This window comes from Arminella tubonensis, assembly GCF_003240585.1.
Classification (GTDB): domain Bacteria; phylum Pseudomonadota; class Alphaproteobacteria; order Rhizobiales; family Rhizobiaceae; genus Rhizobium; species Rhizobium tubonense.
The window spans coordinates 212,871-228,673 of record NZ_PCDP01000040.1 but is presented as its reverse complement, the minus strand read 5'-3'; the positions used below and the strand labels follow the sequence as shown (position 1 = coordinate 228,673).

18 protein-coding genes and 1 tRNA gene are annotated in these 15,803 nt (G+C 58.1%); 11 read left to right on the top strand and 8 right to left on the bottom strand.

Going from position 1 to position 15,803, the window contains the following annotated elements; all coding sequences use genetic code 11:
* Positions 1–142: 142 nt before the first annotated feature.
* Positions 143–874: a phosphatidylcholine synthase gene (gene pcsA, locus CPY51_RS21440; RefSeq protein ID WP_111162246.1), complete on the bottom strand. Its 732-nt coding sequence runs from the start codon at positions 872–874 to the stop codon at positions 143–145.
* Between the two features lie 214 nt (positions 875–1,088).
* On the opposite strand from pcsA, the gene CPY51_RS21435 reads away from it, so the two are divergent.
* Positions 1,089–2,291, top strand: coding sequence for a UbiH/UbiF family hydroxylase (locus CPY51_RS21435; protein ID WP_111162245.1), 1,203 nt, complete (start codon positions 1,089–1,091; stop codon positions 2,289–2,291).
* A gap of 14 nt (positions 2,292–2,305) precedes the next feature.
* Here CPY51_RS21435 and CPY51_RS21430 read toward each other — a convergent pair whose 3' ends face one another.
* Positions 2,306–3,061 (bottom strand): cytochrome c biogenesis CcdA family protein, encoded by a 756-nt coding sequence (locus CPY51_RS21430; protein WP_111162244.1) that lies wholly within the window; start codon positions 3,059–3,061, stop codon positions 2,306–2,308.
* Positions 3,062–3,254: 193 nt separating this feature from the next.
* Here CPY51_RS21430 and CPY51_RS21425 point away from each other — a divergent pair.
* The 4 genes from CPY51_RS21425 (at position 3,255) to CPY51_RS32550 (ending at position 4,968) form a co-directional block, all read left to right on the top strand.
* A tRNA-Lys gene (locus CPY51_RS21425) sits at positions 3,255–3,330 on the top strand.
* A 233-nt stretch (positions 3,331–3,563) separates the two neighbouring features.
* The gene (locus CPY51_RS21420) at positions 3,564–4,430 is read left to right on the top strand and encodes a glycosyltransferase family 25 protein (protein ID WP_244598743.1); all 867 of its coding nucleotides are present in this window, start codon (positions 3,564–3,566) and stop codon (positions 4,428–4,430) included.
* 97 nt (positions 4,431–4,527) lie between these two features.
* Positions 4,528–4,815 carry a hypothetical protein gene (locus tag CPY51_RS21415; protein ID WP_111162242.1) on the top strand — a complete coding sequence of 96 codons (288 nt, stop codon included), beginning with the start codon at positions 4,528–4,530 and terminating at the stop codon, positions 4,813–4,815.
* Between the two features lie 12 nt (positions 4,816–4,827).
* Complete coding sequence (locus CPY51_RS32550) at positions 4,828–4,968, top strand: hypothetical protein (RefSeq protein WP_154677738.1); 141 nt, start codon at positions 4,828–4,830, stop codon at positions 4,966–4,968.
* A gap of 29 nt (positions 4,969–4,997) precedes the next feature.
* On the opposite strand, the gene CPY51_RS21410 is transcribed toward CPY51_RS32550, so the two are convergent.
* Together CPY51_RS21410 and CPY51_RS21405 are read right to left on the bottom strand one after the other, a co-directional pair.
* Positions 4,998–5,201 (bottom strand): hypothetical protein, encoded by a 204-nt coding sequence (locus CPY51_RS21410; RefSeq protein WP_111162241.1) that lies wholly within the window; start codon positions 5,199–5,201, stop codon positions 4,998–5,000.
* A gap of 172 nt (positions 5,202–5,373) precedes the next feature.
* The gene (locus tag CPY51_RS21405) at positions 5,374–5,778 is read right to left on the bottom strand and encodes a low affinity iron permease family protein (protein ID WP_111162240.1); all 405 of its coding nucleotides are present in this window, start codon (positions 5,776–5,778) and stop codon (positions 5,374–5,376) included.
* Positions 5,779–5,897: 119 nt separating this feature from the next.
* Here CPY51_RS21405 and CPY51_RS32335 point away from each other — a divergent pair, with 119 nt between their 5' ends.
* The 5 genes from CPY51_RS32335 to CPY51_RS21380 all read left to right on the top strand — a co-directional run bounded on the left by CPY51_RS32335 (position 5,898) and on the right by CPY51_RS21380 (position 10,839).
* A complete protein-coding gene (locus tag CPY51_RS32335; protein WP_146260153.1) occupies positions 5,898–6,089 on the top strand; it encodes a hypothetical protein in 192 nt (63 codons plus the stop codon).
* Positions 6,090–6,547: 458 nt separating this feature from the next.
* Complete coding sequence (locus tag CPY51_RS21400; RefSeq protein ID WP_111162239.1) at positions 6,548–7,648, top strand: four-carbon acid sugar kinase family protein; 1,101 nt, start codon at positions 6,548–6,550, stop codon at positions 7,646–7,648.
* Positions 7,648–8,667: a 4-hydroxythreonine-4-phosphate dehydrogenase PdxA gene (gene pdxA / locus CPY51_RS21395; RefSeq protein WP_195909591.1), complete on the top strand. Its 1,020-nt coding sequence runs from the start codon at positions 7,648–7,650 to the stop codon at positions 8,665–8,667. Before CPY51_RS21400 ends, pdxA begins: the two co-directional genes overlap by 1 nt.
* A 205-nt stretch (positions 8,668–8,872) precedes the next feature.
* Positions 8,873–9,826 (top strand): DMT family transporter, encoded by a 954-nt coding sequence (locus tag CPY51_RS21390; protein WP_111162237.1) that lies wholly within the window; start codon positions 8,873–8,875, stop codon positions 9,824–9,826.
* A 758-nt stretch (positions 9,827–10,584) separates the two neighbouring features.
* Complete coding sequence (locus CPY51_RS21380; RefSeq protein WP_111162235.1) at positions 10,585–10,839, top strand: GlsB/YeaQ/YmgE family stress response membrane protein; 255 nt, start codon at positions 10,585–10,587, stop codon at positions 10,837–10,839.
* Positions 10,840–10,920: 81 nt separating this feature from the next.
* Here the strand turns inward: CPY51_RS21380 and CPY51_RS21375 are convergent, their stop codons facing one another.
* The gene (locus CPY51_RS21375) at positions 10,921–11,814 is read right to left on the bottom strand and encodes a dihydrodipicolinate synthase family protein (protein ID WP_111162234.1); all 894 of its coding nucleotides are present in this window, start codon (positions 11,812–11,814) and stop codon (positions 10,921–10,923) included.
* A 97-nt stretch (positions 11,815–11,911) separates the two neighbouring features.
* On the opposite strand from CPY51_RS21375, the gene CPY51_RS21370 reads away from it, so the two are divergent.
* Positions 11,912–12,523, top strand: a complete 612-nt coding sequence (locus CPY51_RS21370; protein WP_111162233.1) for a GntR family transcriptional regulator — start codon at positions 11,912–11,914, stop codon at positions 12,521–12,523.
* Positions 12,524–12,578: 55 nt separating this feature from the next.
* On the opposite strand, the gene CPY51_RS21365 is transcribed toward CPY51_RS21370, so the two are convergent.
* From CPY51_RS21365 to CPY51_RS21355, 3 genes are all read right to left on the bottom strand, one after another.
* Positions 12,579–13,391 carry a ferredoxin--NADP reductase gene (locus CPY51_RS21365; protein ID WP_111162232.1) on the bottom strand — a complete coding sequence of 271 codons (813 nt, stop codon included), beginning with the start codon at positions 13,389–13,391 and terminating at the stop codon, positions 12,579–12,581.
* 215 nt (positions 13,392–13,606) lie between these two features.
* Positions 13,607–14,119: a DUF934 domain-containing protein gene (locus CPY51_RS21360; RefSeq protein ID WP_111162308.1), complete on the bottom strand. Its 513-nt coding sequence runs from the start codon at positions 14,117–14,119 to the stop codon at positions 13,607–13,609.
* Between the two features lie 10 nt (positions 14,120–14,129).
* Positions 14,130–15,800, bottom strand: coding sequence for a nitrite/sulfite reductase (locus CPY51_RS21355; RefSeq protein WP_111162231.1), 1,671 nt, complete (start codon positions 15,798–15,800; stop codon positions 14,130–14,132).
* Positions 15,801–15,803: the final 3 nt, after the last annotated feature.

The following is a 15,803-nucleotide window of genomic DNA, read 5'->3' as shown; positions in this document are numbered from 1 at the left end:
CCGGATTCGGCAGTCTCGTTCCACTCATTTCTTGTTTCTTCTCAATCCCATAAACGGCGGATTGGTTATAGGATATTGATACCCACTTTGCTGCTGCGCACAACAGCAAATTACATGGCCGCTCCAGCGGCCGGTTTTGGACCTAGCTGGCGCGTCGACCCAACGAAGGGAAAAACTGCAGTACGGCGCCGATGCAATAGAGATAAAGCCCGCTTGCAATGAAAAGAAGCAACGCCCACTGGGGTGTCACGAAATTCATAAGCAGCGAATAGACGCCGAGCGCCGACCACAGCAGGAATATGCCGAGATTGAGCCGTCGCAGCCGCTTGACGCGAACCGGATGCAGAAAATTGATCGGTAGAAAAGTGAGGACCACGGAGATGCCCACGACGATCAAAGCCGTCATCGCGCTCGCCTCGATGACGAAAAGCGTGAAGACGATCATATTCCAGACAACGGGAAAGCCGGAAAAAAAATACTCCTCCGTCTTCATGCCGGTATCGGCATAGTAGATCGCGCTGGAGACGACGATCATCCCGGCAGCGACGAAAGACCAGGGCTCGCCGATCATGCCGCTCTGATAGAGTGCAAATGCAGGAAGCAAAACGTAGGTCACGTAGTCGATAATATTATCGAGCGTATCGCCAGACCAGTTCGGCAGCACCTCCTTGACGCGGACCTTGCGAGCGATCGGTCCGTCGATCCCGTCGACCAGAAGTGCGAGACCGAGCCACCAGAACATGTCGACAAAACGGTGCTCTGCTGCGGCGACCACGCCCAAAAACGCGAGAAACGAACCGGAAGCGGTCAATATGTGCACGGAAAAGGCGCGGATCTCCGCATATGGCACCCGCCTGTACTTGAAGATTTTCATGCGTCCCCGTGTCGCCACCCTTTATGCGCCCACCCCGGCAGGCAATTATTTTCTTCAATATGCATCCTTTGTCAGGCGCTGCCAGCGCAAAAGCACATATTATCTCCGAGGGTAAACCCTGTTTCCGTCATTTTCATCCTCTGCGATGTTTCATCCCATGGATTTCAACAGGCTGAGCGATTAGTTTCGACAATGGGCAAAACAGGACAGTGACATGAAACATGTGGATGTGACCGTCGTCGGCGGTGGTCTGGCAGGTATGATCGCAGCGATCGCGATTGCGCGCGGCGGTCGGCAAGTCACGCTTGCGGCGCCTTCGTCGTCGAAGCCGGATGGTCGGACCACTGCACTTATGGATCAGTCTATTCGCTTTCTCGAGCGCCTGGCGATATGGGACAAGATCCTGCCCAACGCAGCGGCGCTATCGACCATGCAAATCGTCGACGGCACCAAGCGTCTTTTGCGCGCACCGACGGTGGCCTTTCGCGCCGCGGAGATCGGCCTCGAAGCGTTCGGCTACAACATGCCGAACACCGCGCTGATCGGGGCGCTTGACGATGCGGTGCGATCAGAGGGAAACATCGCCCGGATCGATGCGGCAGCCACCTCCGTCGACATCCGGGACCGTGGAGTGACGGTGACGCTCGACAATAGCGAGACGATAGAATCGTCTTTCATCGTCGGCTCGGACGGACGACATTCCATGGTGCGGGAGAGTGCAGGCATCGGCTTGAAGACTTGGTCCTATCCTCAATCGGCCATGGTGTTGAACTTTGCACATTCGTCGCCACACCAGAATGTTTCAACGGAATTCCATACGGAAAGCGGGCCATTCACGCAGGTTCCCCTGCCCGGCAACCGCTCGAGCCTCGTTTGGGTGCAGAGGCCCGAAGAAGCTGCGGTAAACGCTACAAAATCGATGGAAGAGCTTGGCCGCCTCGTCGAAGATCGCATGCAATCGCTACTAGGAAAAGTGACCGTCGAACCAGGCGTGCAGGTCTGGCCGCTCTCCGGCATGACGGCGCAGCGCTTTGGCAAGGGCCGCGCAGCGCTGATCGGCGAGGCAGCCCATGTGTTTCCGCCGATCGGTGCCCAAGGGCTGAACCTCAGCCTTCGTGACGTCATGGTGCTGACGGAAATCCTGTCCGATCACCCGCAAGAGCCGATACGGGCTTCGGTCGGCGATAGCTTTGACCGCAAGCGTCGCGTCGATATCATCAGCCGCACGGCCAGCGTCGACATGCTCAATCGCTCGCTGCTGTCAGACTTCCTGCCGGTGCAGGTGCTGCGCGCGGCGGGGCTGCATGTGCTTTCCGCCCTGCCGCCACTGCGCAACATCGTCATGCGCGAGGGCATCGAGCCAGGTCGCGGCTTCAAGATAATGCCGTCAATGCTGCCGGATAAGCTGCGGCGATAGCGGCGGCGCAGGCCTCAACCGATCTGCGATAGGATCGGAAAGGTTTGTTGGAACCAGATCGCCATGTCGCTGACGAAGCCGAATATGAAGGCGAGACCGGTCACGACGAGAAAGCCGCCCATTACTTTTTCCACCATTCCCAGATGGCGGCGGAAGCGGCCGAGGAATTTCATGAAAGCACCGGAAAAGCCTGCGGCGATCCAGAACGGAACGGCCAGGCCCAGCGAATAGACGGCGAGCAGCCCGGCGCCTGCCCCGACCGTATCGCGCGAAGCCGCGACTCCAAGGATCGCGCCCAGAACCGGGCCGATGCAAGGTGTCCATCCGAAAGCGAAGGCAAGGCCCATGACATAAGCGCCGGTCAGCGTCGCCGGCTTTCCGCCGCCCTGAAAGCGCGCCTCGCGGGAAAGGATGCCCAGGCGAAATACGCCGAGAAAATTCAAACCCATGACGATGATGATCAGTCCGCCGACCTTGGCCAGAATTTCGAGATGCTGGCGAAGAAGCAGGCCGATCGAGGACGCGCCGGCCCCGAGTGCAACAAAGACCGTGGCAAAGCCAAGGGTAAAGAACAGCGCCGAAAACAGCACGCCACCACGCACTACAGGTCCTGACGTCGAAACGGCGGCACCGCCGCCACGGAACTGTTCAACGGAAATGCCCGCCATATAGCACAGATACGGCGGCACGAGCGGCAGCACGCAAGGCGACAGAAAGGAGAGCGCCCCAGCCAGCAAGGCGCTCAGCAGCGAGATATCGGCAATGGACACGAAGAACTCCGGCTAAAGCAATAATCCGCCTTCCTATCTTCCGGCCGAGTTGAATGCCAATCACCTTTTTGCGCGACGGCCAAGAAAACCGGTCACCAACGAAAATTCGACTATTTTCTGGGTTGACCCGAATGGGGTGTCTGCATATGTTCCGCGCACTTCCAGCCGGGGTGTGTTTCACCCGCGGACGAGGGAGCGCGTAGCTCAGCCGGTAGAGCAACTGACTTTTAATCAGTAGGTCTCGGGTTCGAACCCCGACGCGCTCACCATGAATTGATAAACACCCAGCAAGCTCCTGTGCTGCAACTTTGGTGGTGGTCAAAACCGCCGGTCGTCATGTGGCTTCAGGTCTGCGTCTTCTTTTCGAAACCCGCGCTAGACCCTACATTGCCCTAAGCAGCGCCGCTCTACAGATTGCTCTCACGCATAAATGTGGCTCGTGCGCCTGTCGGGACTGGTATCCGCATCCCGGCGTACTCATATTGTTTGACGCCTTTGCCTCTTGAAGAGCAGGCGGGCCGGTGCCAATGTCAATATTTTACGAGCGATTATGTCCCCCCAGATTTTACCCATCTACCTCATCAACATTGATCGTGCCGCCGAGAGGCTGGCTGAGATGACGCGGCAGAGTGCCCAGCTTTCAATTGAAATCAATCGCGTCGAAGGTGTCGATGGAGCGCTTTATCCTCGGGAACAATGGATCGATGTCGATGAGAGCCTTTTCCTAAAGCGGCATGGGAGGCACATCCTGCCGGGTGAATATGGTTGCTATCGAAGTCATTTGCTGGCGCTTGAACAGGTCCTTGCCGGTGGGCGGGACGCGGCGATCATCATTGAAGACGATATCCTGTTGGACGATACGTTTCTGGCTCGAGCGATTGCTGCCAGGGAAGCAGCTCCAAATGCCGACTTGATCAAATTCGTGAACCATCGCTGGAAAGGTTTCAGAACCTTCACCCAAAGTGCTGAAGGCGATATTTTGGGCCGCTGCCTCTTTGGACCGCAGGGCTCCACGGCATGCTATCTGGTGACGCGCAGCGGCGCGGAGAAGATAATGGCAAAGTTGCGGGTCATGTCGTTGCCCTGGGACGTGGCCATTGAACGTGGCTGGGACAGCGATACATCAGTCTACAGTACCCGGACCGATTTGGTTGGTTTTACACGGCTGCGACAGAAGACGATGATCGGCACCCGAAAGTCGTATCTTGCTGCCAAATTACCCGCCTGGCGCCGGGTACCGGCGCATCTGTTTCGAACAATCGATTTCTTTCGAAGATTGATCTACGTGCTCGGTCGATCGCAACCATCCAGGAGCTCTCTGATCGAGGCTTCCGGAAGCGACCTAAGGATCTCTCGAACTTCGGTATGATGTCAGATCGGCAATCAGATTTCGCCAATAAGAAAATCTCGGTGCTGTCAAATGACGCGTCCCATGCTAACGATAATGTCCAATCGGGAGATTTCGGATGGCGCTTACCAGACAAGGAACAGCCCCTTTTTTGACGGATGGCAATGCGCATATCGCCATGCTGGACGACCAGACTCCGTGGGTCGTCATCGTCACCGAAGAAGCCATCGACAAGATGGCGTCGTCATCGGATGTTCCGGTGGAGCAATTGACGAAGTTCATGTACGCGTTTGAGGCGATCGCAAACGCCAAGCTTGCCCGCCATCACACCGGAGACGACGGAACCATCTGGATAAGGTCCGCCGATATAAATCGGTGGAAGGCGGACGACGCGAGACCGCTCTGAAGGAACATCCTGATGAAGATCATCATGTTCGCCATTGTCGTCTGCATGATCGGCGCCGTACTCAGCCTGGCCCTCGTGAGAGGATCGGCACACTCGCAGATCGGCAAAGGCGGAACCCTGCAAGCATCGTTGACGACGATGGGGCCCCATTAGCTACAAATATTCAAGGCGCGATGCGCAGGTTATTCCCGCGACTTCGCCTTCTTGAGCGGCTTGCTGTCCTCTGCCTCTTTTTGAAGTCTCAGTTCCCGCAACCGATTGGTCTTTATTTCGCGAGCCAGCGCCTCGTCCTCGATCATTTTCAATGCGGCGGCTGAGACCGCTGCCTCCCGTTCACGCCGTTCGTCCAGCGAATTTCTCACGCCGTGTTTCGCTTTTTCGCTCATATTTGCACTCCTACTAAACAAGGAAATAGGGCTGCAACGCAGAACGGCAAGTGGCTGAAAAATAATGCGGATCGCGTGTTGGACCAAGCCCTGGTTCACCTTCCACCACCGTACGAGAAGTGGAGCCCAGCAAGGAGGCAATCCATCTGACCTGGGAAAGACAGCGCCGGTCCTATGACGCTGGTTTTGCTGCTGCCTTTTTCTTGGCCCTGCGTTCCATTGCGCCGGCCTGCTCTTCCAGGCTGCGGCTCATTTCGTGCAGTTCCTTTTCCTCAAGCTTTTCGACGCCGACAAATTTGTTGGATGCCTGGCTTGTCAGTATCAGTTCGTCAAGCTTGGCCTGGAGAGCCTTGCCGTCCCGGTTCTGTGAGTTCTGGAGAACAAATACCATGAGGAACGTCACGATGGTCGTGCCGGTGTTGATGACCAGCTGCCAGGTTTCGGAGTAGTCGAAAAACGGCCCCGAGACAGCCCAGACAACGACGACCGTAAGGGCAATCGCAAATGTCGCTGGCTTGCCGGACCAATTCGCAATGGTATTGGCAAAGGAAGAGAAGAAGCTTGGCTTTTGAGACATGGCGTTTCGTTCCTGTTCCGGCGACCCTCTTCAACGCAGCGAAGCATTGATGTCGGCCGCTTTAGAACGCCGTCGCGCCACGCAAGTTCCAACCGATGAACGAAGGTCAGGAAAGTCCCATGCCGCTGGCAACAGAAGAACGCCGCCTTGCCCAAATCGGACAAAACGCTGTGCAGGAATTTATAGCAAAAACGGTGGCGACCGGCTCGCAATCCCACCGCTTGGCAACCGGGCATGGATGGGGCAACAGGAATGACGAACCAGTCATCATTCGTATACAAACAACCTATGGGGTAGTCAACCTATCCTAGTAGTCATAAACGTTTAACCTTAAAACAAATAGTTAATTTCCGTCCACTTTTCAAAGCGACACTTCCAATCATGGCCTGCAGAACTGCCTGCGTGGGCCGATGATTGCTCGTCTACGGGTAGAGCGGCACCGAATTTTGATCAATTTTGACGGAGTCCTGAAGGTGGGACGAACCACCGTGCAGAGCGCAGACGCGGTCGGACTCTCATTCTGAAACGTCCGTGCCTGCAGGCTAATGCGCGCGATGATTGCGCCAAGTTTCAAATCGGTGGTCGCGCTCGTTGGCCGAGACGTGGTGCACGCGCACCACGGAAACTGTTTGCGGCCTATTGTGCAAAAGGCTCTGATTGACAAACCTGGCTGAAGTTTGAAGAGTGTGATTTGGCGGCGCGATATGCGCCGCCATTTACACCCGCACAGTTCAGGCGTTCGCTGCCTTGCAGAAAACGACAATCCGGAATGCCCTTTCTCAGACTTATTGCTGACGATCTGACCGGCGCACTTGATACGGCCGCCGAGCTTGCAGGCCTATGCGGCCAGATCGCGGTTATGTGGAATAACGAGCCGGCCGACGCTCCCTCCTGTCTGGCCATCGATACCGGGACCCGCGAACTCCCCGCCTCCGATGCCGTCGCCACTATCGTCAAGCTTGCGCCCTTTCTCAAGGGAGCCGACATTGCCTTCAAGAAGGTCGACAGTCTCTTGCGGGGACCTTGGGCCGCGGAACTTGCCGCCTGCTTTTCGCTCGGCCTTTGGCGCCATTGTATTGTGGCTCCTGCTTTTCCGCATCAAGGCCGACGGACCCTCGATGGACGTCAGTGGGCGCGCTCCGATGGCGGCCCGTGGCGTGATGTCGGCGGCGATCTGGCGGCCAGCCTGCGCGCTGAAGGGGCGCCTGCAAGTGCCGGCAGAATTGCGGAGGGTTTGCGAGACGGCATTACAATTTTCGACGCGGCGACAGATGCCGACCTGCTGGAGATCGCATCCCTCGCCGCACAGGCACAGGGTCCTATCCTGTGGTGCGGCACAGGTGGCCTGGCAAGGGCTCTCGCAAGCGGCCATCACATCAAACCCTCGCACACCCTTCAGAAACCCGTCCTCGGGTTCTTCGGATCGGACCAGGGTGTGACACGGGTGCAGATCGAGGCCTGCAGGCCGCATCGGATGACGATCAACGGTGAGAGCGACGTTGAGGAAATTAACCGTCGACTTGCGAGCTCCGGCGTCGCCTTCCTCAATATCGGGCTGCTGTCGAACATGACGAGACCGGAAGCGGCGGCGCGCATCATGTCCGCATTCGGCGAGGTGGCGAGCGGCTTGCAGAAACCTCGGACACTGATCGTCGCAGGCGGAGAGACGCTCCGCGCGGTGTGCCTGTCCCTGGGGGCGACATCGCTCGATGTCGTCGGTCAGGTCGAGCCGGGGGTGCCGCGCTCCGTCATGCGCGGCGGGCGATGGGACGGTATCGAGGTCATCTCGAAGTCAGGCGCCTTCGGGGAAAAGAACCTCTGGCGCGATCTGCTGATAGAAAACGGCCTAATGAATGAGGAACCCGACTGATGAAGCGGCACTTGGCGATAACAATGGGTGATCCGGCCGGCATCGGACCTGAGATCATCCTGAAGGCTGCCTTGCGACTGAAGGACAGGATTAAGTCCGGGGATCTGAGGCTCGTCATCATCGGCAGCGGCCCATCCCTGCGCCTTGCCGAACAGCAGCTCGGATTTGACCAGCCAATCCCTGCTGTTGAAATGGACGGGGCCTGGCCGAGCCTCTGCTTGATCCAGGCCGACCGCGAAGGCGAGCCGATCGTGCCGGGTATTATATCAGCCGACGCCGGGCGCCTTGCCTTCAAGGCCATAGAGAAAGGCGTGCGGCTTGCGCTCGATGGCAAGATCGGCGGCATCGTCACCGCGCCGCTGAATAAGGAAGCCTTGAACAAGGCGGGATTCCACTATGCCGGCCATACCGAATTGCTTGCAGAGCTGACGGGCGCCAAGGGCTCCGTCATGATGCTCGCCCATGGAAATATGCGCGTCAGCCACGTCACGACCCATATCGCACTGGAGGAAGTCCCGAAACGCCTGACGCCGCAGCGGCTCCGGCTGGTGATCGACCTGACCGATCAGGCGCTACGCAGGCTCGGCATAGAGCGGCCGAAGATCGCGGTCGCGGCCCTCAATCCGCATGCCGGCGAAGGGGGACTGTTCGGCCGTCAGGACATCGATATCTCGGCACCGGCAATTGCCGCGGCAGTCGCGGACGGGCTCGACATCATCGGGCCTGTTCCCGGGGATACGGTTTTCGTGAAGCTTCGAGCCCGACAATTCGATGCCGTCATCGCCATGTATCACGACCAGGGGCACATTCCCGTCAAGCTGCTCGGTTTCGAGGTCGATCCTGCCACCGGCACATGGACAGAGCTTTCGGGCGTCAATATCACTCTCGGGCTGCCGATTATCCGCACCTCAGTCGATCACGGCACTGCCTTCGACATTGCAGGCAGGGGTATTGCCAACGAACAAAGCCTGGTTGAAGCAATCGAATTTGCCGAGCGCTTGTCAGAAGCTGCCTCATAGCGGTCGCTTCTCGTGATCGCCCGTAGTGCGCGAATGTGGCGAAGGCTTTTCAGATAGTCATCGAAGGCAGTGTCGCTGCCGAGCTACGTCGCCGACAACTTCGGACAGCGCGACAATCTTGCTCACCGACCATGCAAGATTGCGCTTTCCTCTTGCCGCCCTGGCGCATACACGAAAATGCAGATCAATCACAAGATGTAGAATCATGACCGTTGGCCTCTCTCCGTTTCGCGGTGTCCTCATTGCATTCGCGTCCTATGCGGTCTTCGCCTTCAGCGATGCATCGATCAAGATCTTGCATGGCGCCCTGCCCGCCTATCAGGTTGCCTTCATCGGGTCCGTGTTCGCGCTTACCGCGATCCCTTTCCTGAAGACCGCGAACGATGGCTGGCTGGACGTCGTAAGGACCTCCAATCGCGCCCTATGGATTTTGCGCTTTGTCTGCGGCGCGATCGGCGCTATTTGCTCGGTCGTCGCCTTTACTGAACTGCCGATGGCAGAGGCGTTCGCACTGCTGTTCCTGCTGCCGTCCTTTGTGACGATCCTATCCGTCATATTCCTCAAGGAGGATGTGCGCTGGCAACGCTGGACGGCCGTGATTATTGGATTTATCGGCGTTCTCATCGTACTCCGCCCAGGGTTTCGCGAGCTTTCGATCGGCCATCTCGCTGCTGCGATCGGCGGGCTGAGCGGCGCAATCTCGATCGTCGTGTTGAGGGCTATGGGACCGACGGAAAAGCGCATCTCACTCTATGGTGCGGCCCTGTTCGGCTCCTTCATCATCAGCGGACTGCTAATGGTCTCCGAATTTTCAATGCCCACGCCTCGCCAATGGCTATTTCTCGCAAGCTATGGAATTCTCGGCGCCTTCGGAAATGTGCTGTTGATGAATGCTGCAAGGCTTGCGCCGGCCAATCTGGTTGCTCCGCCGCAGTATAGCCAGATGATCTGGGCGATCGCCTTTGGCTACCTCATCTTCAACGACTCCATCGATTTCCCCATGGCGGTCGGGATCGTCCTCATCATCTTTTCCGGCCTGCTGACGCTGGCGCGGGAGCGCAAGCGTGGCACGCCCCTGCCAGCGGCCGTCACCTCCGCCGACAACCAGGCGGCGCTTGCGACCGCCGCTGAACCTTCTGCCGTCGATCAAAAAGCATAGACTGAAACCGATCAGGGCGAACAGACTAAGTCTAAGAGATGACGCTCGGACAATTGACCGCGAACGGGCTTTGCTGAAGATAGGGGATGCGCAGCGCAGAGACCGTCGACACATAGTTTGCTCCCGTCGGCCTATCGTCGACGGTCTCACCAATTCCCTACCGCATGATTCTCCTCCAGATCGGCGGCAATGCAAGCGACATTCGCATGACATCGGCCCGCAAACATTCCGCCAGTGGAGTTATACCCAGCGAGATTGCGTGAATTGGCATCTTCACCTAACGTAACGCGGGCGACTGATCTTGCCTTTTGCGAATTTTTAGACAACTTTTCCAAGTCTAGACAGAGGAATACTGTCCGCGCATTTGTCGCTGATATTTCAGCTTCCACGCTAATATCTTCGGAAATATGCGGACGAAGGGCTTGATGAGATGCGGAATCCGGAACTCGAGGAATGGTGCAGATCGCAGGAGCGCTTCCTAATTCAGCATATAGAATGTCTTCGCCAAGGTCGCATTCGCGTCCACGCTGTCGAAAACAACAGGTTCATCGATACGACGGACGATGTCACCGCCAACTTCAAGAAGCAGCTTGCCGACCTGAGGGCCTGCTTTCGCGATCGAAAATAGGTTAGATGGAGCGCATACGACTTCGAAGGCCGCGAAAACGTGGCGCGCGCAATTCTTTTCCGTACAATGGAACTTTTAGGCGTATATTTGCATTGTTACACCGTCTTCGGGACGAATGGGGAGTATTTTAATGCAGGACGCTCAAGTAGGTTGGATCGCGGCTATCATCATCGGCGGTCTCGCCGGCTGGCTCGCAGAAATGTTTATGCGCAGTAATACCGGCATAATCATGAACATTATTCTCGGTATCGTTGGCGCAATTGTCGCCAACTTCATCCTCGGGGCGCTACACATCAGCCTAGGCGGTGGTTGGGTGGCCTATCTGATTGCCGGCTTTATCGGAGCCTGCATTCTGATCGCGCTCGGGCGGCTGATCCGCAGGTAGTTCGTTTATCAAAAAATCAACATAATCAAAGGCCGGGCAAGTCTCACGACTTGTCCGGCCTTTGATTTATTCAGGAGCTAGTCAGAACTTCGGCAGTTCCGGGCGGCTCGCGAGTGCCTTTTCGATGACGGCTACAACCTTGCTGCGGGCTTCGCCCGAGAGCGGCAGACGCGGACCGCGAACGCGGTCGTTCGATTGGATCGCATAAACTTCCGCGAGTTTGATGTTCTGCACCAGAAACGTCGAGACATCGAGATCGAGCAGAGGACGGAACCAGCGATAGATTGCGCGAGCCTCGTCCAATCGGCCCGCCTGGATCAACTTGTAGATCGCGACCGTCTCCTTAGGGAAGGCGACTACGAGGCCGGCTACCCAACCATGCGCGCCCATCACGAGGCTTTCGAAGGCGAGGTTATCGACACCGGTAAAGACGTCGAAGCGATCGCCAAAGGCGTTGAAGACGTCTGTGATGCGGCGGACATCATCTGTCGATTCCTTCATCGCGACAACGAGATCGTTCCTTGCCAGCGCTTCGAACATCGGGATGGTGACGTCCACGCCGTAGGCAATCGGATTGTTGTACACCATGACCGGCAGTCCGCCGGCGGAGGCGACGGCCTGGACATGCGTCAGGGTCTCTTCCGGGTTGGATTTGTAAGGTACGCCGGGCAGGATCATGAAGCCATCGGCTCCGGCCTTCGCAGCAGCCTTGGCAGCGGTCGCGCCGCGCCGCGTCGAGCTTTCGCAAATGGTCATCAGCACGGGGCAGACGCCGGCGACCGTGCGCGCCAGTTTCAGGATCTCGATCTTCTCATCGGCCTCGAGTGTCATGTTCTCGCCGAGCGAACCGCATACGATGATGCCGTCGACGCCCGCGTCGACCTGAAGGCCGAAGCAGCGCTCCATTTCAGCGAAGTCGAGGTCGCCGTGTTCAGTGAACTTCGTCGTAACTGCCGGGAAAACACCACGCCACATATCGCTGCTCCTTTGATCTGATATATCACAGCACCTTGCCATCGCAAATGCGACATGTCAATATGTGATATATCAGAGCACGCATAGAAACGATCAAATGCAGAATTCTCAAAGCCACCTCGCCTATCTTGCCCTGGAACACCTGATTGTCACGCTGGCTTTGAAACCCGGCGCGCCGGTGACAGAAAAGCAGCTGATCGAGCTGGCAGGCCACGGACGCACGCCGGTTCGTGAGGCGATCCAGAAGCTTGCCTGGCAGGGGTTGATCGTTGTTCGCCCGCGCGTCGGCCTTCAGGTAGCCGAGATCAGGCCCGACGACCATGCCCATGTCATGCAGGTGCGGCGCGAGCTGGAGCCCCTCGCCGCTGCTCTTGCCTCAGAGTATGCAGATGCGGAGCAACGCGCCTCACTGATCGACTGCGCGCGCATGATGTCCGATTGCGCGATCACCGGAGACCTCTCCGGCTTTTTCGCTGCAGACAAGGCTTTCGACGAAATCCTCGAGGACGCCTGCCCGAACGTGTTCATCACGGCGGCACTTGCTCCAGTCCAGACGCATTCACGCCGGCTCTGGTACTCGACGGCGTCGCCGAGCCGCATGGATCGGTCGATATCGCTGCATGTCAGCGTCATCCGCGCAATACAGCAGGCAAGACCCGAAGAGGCTGCCACATCCATGCGGGCGCTTATCGACTATCTCAGCGCATGAAAAAGGGCGGCTCCGCCAACGGAACCGCCCTTTTTGATCTATCCTGTCTGCTGGATCAGCCGACGAAGGCGCGCTCGATAACGAATTCGCCCGGCTTGTTGTTGGCGCCTTCGTTGAGGCCGGCCTTTTCGAGCAGTTCCTTGGTTTCCTTGAGCATCGCTGACGAACCGCAGATCATGCCGCGGTCGATGGCAGGGTCGAGTACTGGAACGCCGAGATCGGTATAGAGCTTGCCCGAGGACATCAGGTCGGTAATGCGGCCGCGATATTCGTAGTGCTCGCGGGTGACGGTCGGGTAGTGCCTGAGCTTGCTACCGACTACTTCTTGCAGCAACTCGTCATGCTGGATTTCGTGGATGAGATCGAAACCGTATTTGAGTTCGGCGACTTCACGGCAGGTATGGGTAAGAATGACTTCGTCAAACTTCTCGTAGGTTTCCGGATCGCGGATCAGGCTGGCGAACGGGGCCACGCCGGTGCCGGTCGAGAACATGTAGAGCCGCTTTCCGGGCGTGAGCGCATCGAGCACCAGCGTGCCGGTCGGCTTCTTGCGCATCAAAACCTGATCGCCCGGCTTGATAGCCTGCAGATGTGAGGTCAGCGGGCCGTCCGGCACCTTGATCGAGAAGAATTCGAGCTCGTCGGCCCAGGCAGGGCTGGCTATCGAATAGGCCCGGTAGACCGGTTTCCCGTCGACCATGAGCCCGATCATCGCGAATTCGCCCGAGCGAAAACGGAAGCCCTGCGGCCGCGTCATCGTGAAGCGGAACAGGCGGTCGGTATAGTGGGTCACGTTCAACACCGTCTCGGCGAAGACGCCGGCGGGTACGATGGAGGCAAATTCTTCGGTCTTTGCGGGGGCGTTCATGCGGTGTTTGATCCCGTCATTCGTCTGGGGCCTGTCTTGCTGAGAGGCAGATATTATACTTCCATGGGAATTTAAAGGCATTCCGTTCCACGCCACAGCCCTCACAGGAAATATGCATTTCCTGCTCAAGTTTCAACGTTGTCCTTCTGCCCTATATGTAGGCCGGTTCGCCGCTGCGGCGAGAGACCGTCAGCCTTGCACCGCAGGCGTGCCGTTCAGGCCGTCTTGGTCGATTGACGGCGCCAGCTATAGCGCGGACCAGCTTCGGCGTGACGGGCGGTCGGCTGGTAGTGGTGGGGAATCCCAGGCAGCCGATTTTCCTCCAGCCGCTTCAGCGCCGTCGCATTGGTCACCGAAAAGCTATCGATCCCACAGCGCAGCATCAGGGGTATCTGGTCGATCAAAACGTCGCCGACCGCGCGCAACTCGTTGGCGTAGCCGAGGCGCTGGCGCAGCAGCGAAGCATGGCTGAAAGCGCGGCCGTCGTTGAATGCCGGAAAGGCCACCGCGACGATCTCGAGGCGATAGAGATAGGGCTCCAGCCTGGTGACATCGTCGGCGGGCTTGATCAGCACGCCGAGGCCGACATCGTTGCTTTCTTCAGCCCTTGCAATCATGGCGTCGAGGTCGAGCAGCGGCTTCTGCTCGCCTGCAGCCTTTACCTCGTCGGTCTCGACAATCCACGGATCGTTTTCGACAAAACCGGCTTCTCTCCAGATCTTCGTCATTGTCATCCCCTTATGCCGCTTCCGCTGCCGAGCCGTAGAGCGCATCCTTGAAAGGCTGCGGACCGACGCGGCGATAGGCTGCGAGGAAGATTTCCGATGGGTTCAGGCGCAGGTCGAGATAGGTGTTGACGATGGTCTCGATCGCATCCGTCACCCTTTCCGGCTCGAAGCCGCGGCCGATGATCTCTCCGATCGACGTGTGCTCATCGCCAGAGCCGCCGAGCGTGATCTGGTAGAGTTCCGCGCCCTTCTTCTCGACGCCGAGCAGGCCGATATGCCCCACGTGATGATGGCCGCAGGCGTTGATGCAGCCGGAGATCTTGATCTTCAGCTCACCGATCTCGGCCTGACGTTCGGCGTTGCCGAACCGGTTCGAGATTTCCTGTGCCAACGGGATGGAGCGGGCGTTTGCGAGCGCGCAATAGTCGAGCCCGGGACAGGCAATGATATCAGTGATAAGGCCCGCATTGGCGGTCTGGAGGCCAGCGGACACAAGACCGCGATAAACCGCCTCGAGATCGGCCAGCGCCACATGCGGCAGGATCAGATTCTGCTCATGGCTGACGCGGATTTCATCGAAGGCATATTCCTCGGCAATGTCGGCCACAACATCCATCTGTACGTCGGACGCGTCTCCCGGTATGCCGCCGATCGGCTTCAGCGAGATCGTCACCATGCCGTAGTCAGGGTTTTTGTGCGGCTGGACATTCTGCTGGACCCAAAGCGCAAACTGCGGATCGGCCTTTTTCCAGCGCGCCAGATTTGCCCAGCCTTCCGGACGCTCCGGCATATCAGGCAACGCGAAATAGGCTGATATCGCCTGGACGTCGGCATCCGGCAACCTCAGTTCGGTGTCCCTGAGCTGATTGAACTCGACCTCGACCTGGCGTGCGAGTTCTTCGGCACCGGTTTCGTGCACGAGGATCTTGATGCGCGCCTTGTATTTGTTGTCGCGGCGGCCATGCAGATTGTACACGCGCATGATCGCAGTCGTATAGGAGAGCAAATCCTCTTCCGGCAGGAAGTCGCGGATCAGCTTGGCGATCATCGGCGTACGGCCCTGCCCGCCGCCGACATAGACGGCAAAGCCTATCTCGCCCTTGTCGTTCTTTTTCAGATGCAGGCCGATGTCGTGTACCTGGATCGCCGCACGGTCACGCTCGGCACCGGTGACGGCGATCTTGAACTTGCGCGGCAGGAAGGAGAATTCCGGGTGGACAGAGGACCATTGGCGCAGGATCTCGGCATAGGGACGTGGATCGGCGACCTCGTCGGCTGCAGCGCCGGCGAAGTGATCGGCGGTGACATTGCGAATGCAGTTGCCCGACGTCTGGATCGCATGCATTTCGACGGAGGAGAGCTCATCAAGTACCGCCGGCATGTCCGAGAGCTTCGGCCAGTTGAACTGCAGGTTCTGGCGCGTGGTAAAGTGGCCATAGCCACGGTCGTATGTGCGGGCGATATGCGCGAGCTTGCGCAGCTGCCGCGAACTCAGCGTACCATAGGGGATGGCGATGCGGAGCATATAGGCGTGCAGCTGCAGATAGACGCCGTTCATCAGGCGGAGAGGCTTGAAGGCATCCTCCGAAAGCTCGCCCGATAGGCGACGCTCGACCTGGTCGCGGAACTGTGCGACGCGCTCGGCAACAAAGGCGTGGTCAAATTCGTCGTAACGATACATCGT

Coding starts and splice junctions, on each gene's coding strand:
- pcsA (WP_111162246.1), bottom strand. CDS start 874: ATGAAAATCTTCAAGTACAGGCGGGTGCCATATGCGGAGATCCGCGCC.
- CPY51_RS21435 (WP_111162245.1), top strand. CDS start 1,089: ATGAAACATGTGGATGTGACCGTCGTCGGCGGTGGTCTGGCAGGTATG.
- CPY51_RS21415 (WP_111162242.1), top strand. CDS start 4,528: ATGGCGCTTACCAGACAAGGAACAGCCCCTTTTTTGACGGATGGCAAT.
- CPY51_RS32550 (WP_154677738.1), top strand. CDS start 4,828: ATGAAGATCATCATGTTCGCCATTGTCGTCTGCATGATCGGCGCCGTA.
- CPY51_RS21410 (WP_111162241.1), bottom strand. CDS start 5,201: ATGAGCGAAAAAGCGAAACACGGCGTGAGAAATTCGCTGGACGAACGG.
- CPY51_RS21405 (WP_111162240.1), bottom strand. CDS start 5,778: ATGTCTCAAAAGCCAAGCTTCTTCTCTTCCTTTGCCAATACCATTGCG.
- CPY51_RS32335 (WP_146260153.1), top strand. CDS start 5,898: ATGCCGCTGGCAACAGAAGAACGCCGCCTTGCCCAAATCGGACAAAAC.
- CPY51_RS21400 (WP_111162239.1), top strand. CDS start 6,548: ATGCCCTTTCTCAGACTTATTGCTGACGATCTGACCGGCGCACTTGAT.
- pdxA (WP_195909591.1), top strand. CDS start 7,648: ATGAAGCGGCACTTGGCGATAACAATGGGTGATCCGGCCGGCATCGGA.
- CPY51_RS21390 (WP_111162237.1), top strand. CDS start 8,873: ATGACCGTTGGCCTCTCTCCGTTTCGCGGTGTCCTCATTGCATTCGCG.
- CPY51_RS21380 (WP_111162235.1), top strand. CDS start 10,585: ATGCAGGACGCTCAAGTAGGTTGGATCGCGGCTATCATCATCGGCGGT.
- CPY51_RS21375 (WP_111162234.1), bottom strand. CDS start 11,814: ATGTGGCGTGGTGTTTTCCCGGCAGTTACGACGAAGTTCACTGAACAC.
- CPY51_RS21370 (WP_111162233.1), top strand. CDS start 11,912: ATGCAGAATTCTCAAAGCCACCTCGCCTATCTTGCCCTGGAACACCTG.
- CPY51_RS21365 (WP_111162232.1), bottom strand. CDS start 13,391: ATGAACGCCCCCGCAAAGACCGAAGAATTTGCCTCCATCGTACCCGCC.
- CPY51_RS21360 (WP_111162308.1), bottom strand. CDS start 14,119: ATGACGAAGATCTGGAGAGAAGCCGGTTTTGTCGAAAACGATCCGTGG.
- CPY51_RS21355 (WP_111162231.1), bottom strand. CDS start 15,800: ATGTATCGTTACGACGAATTTGACCACGCCTTTGTTGCCGAGCGCGTC.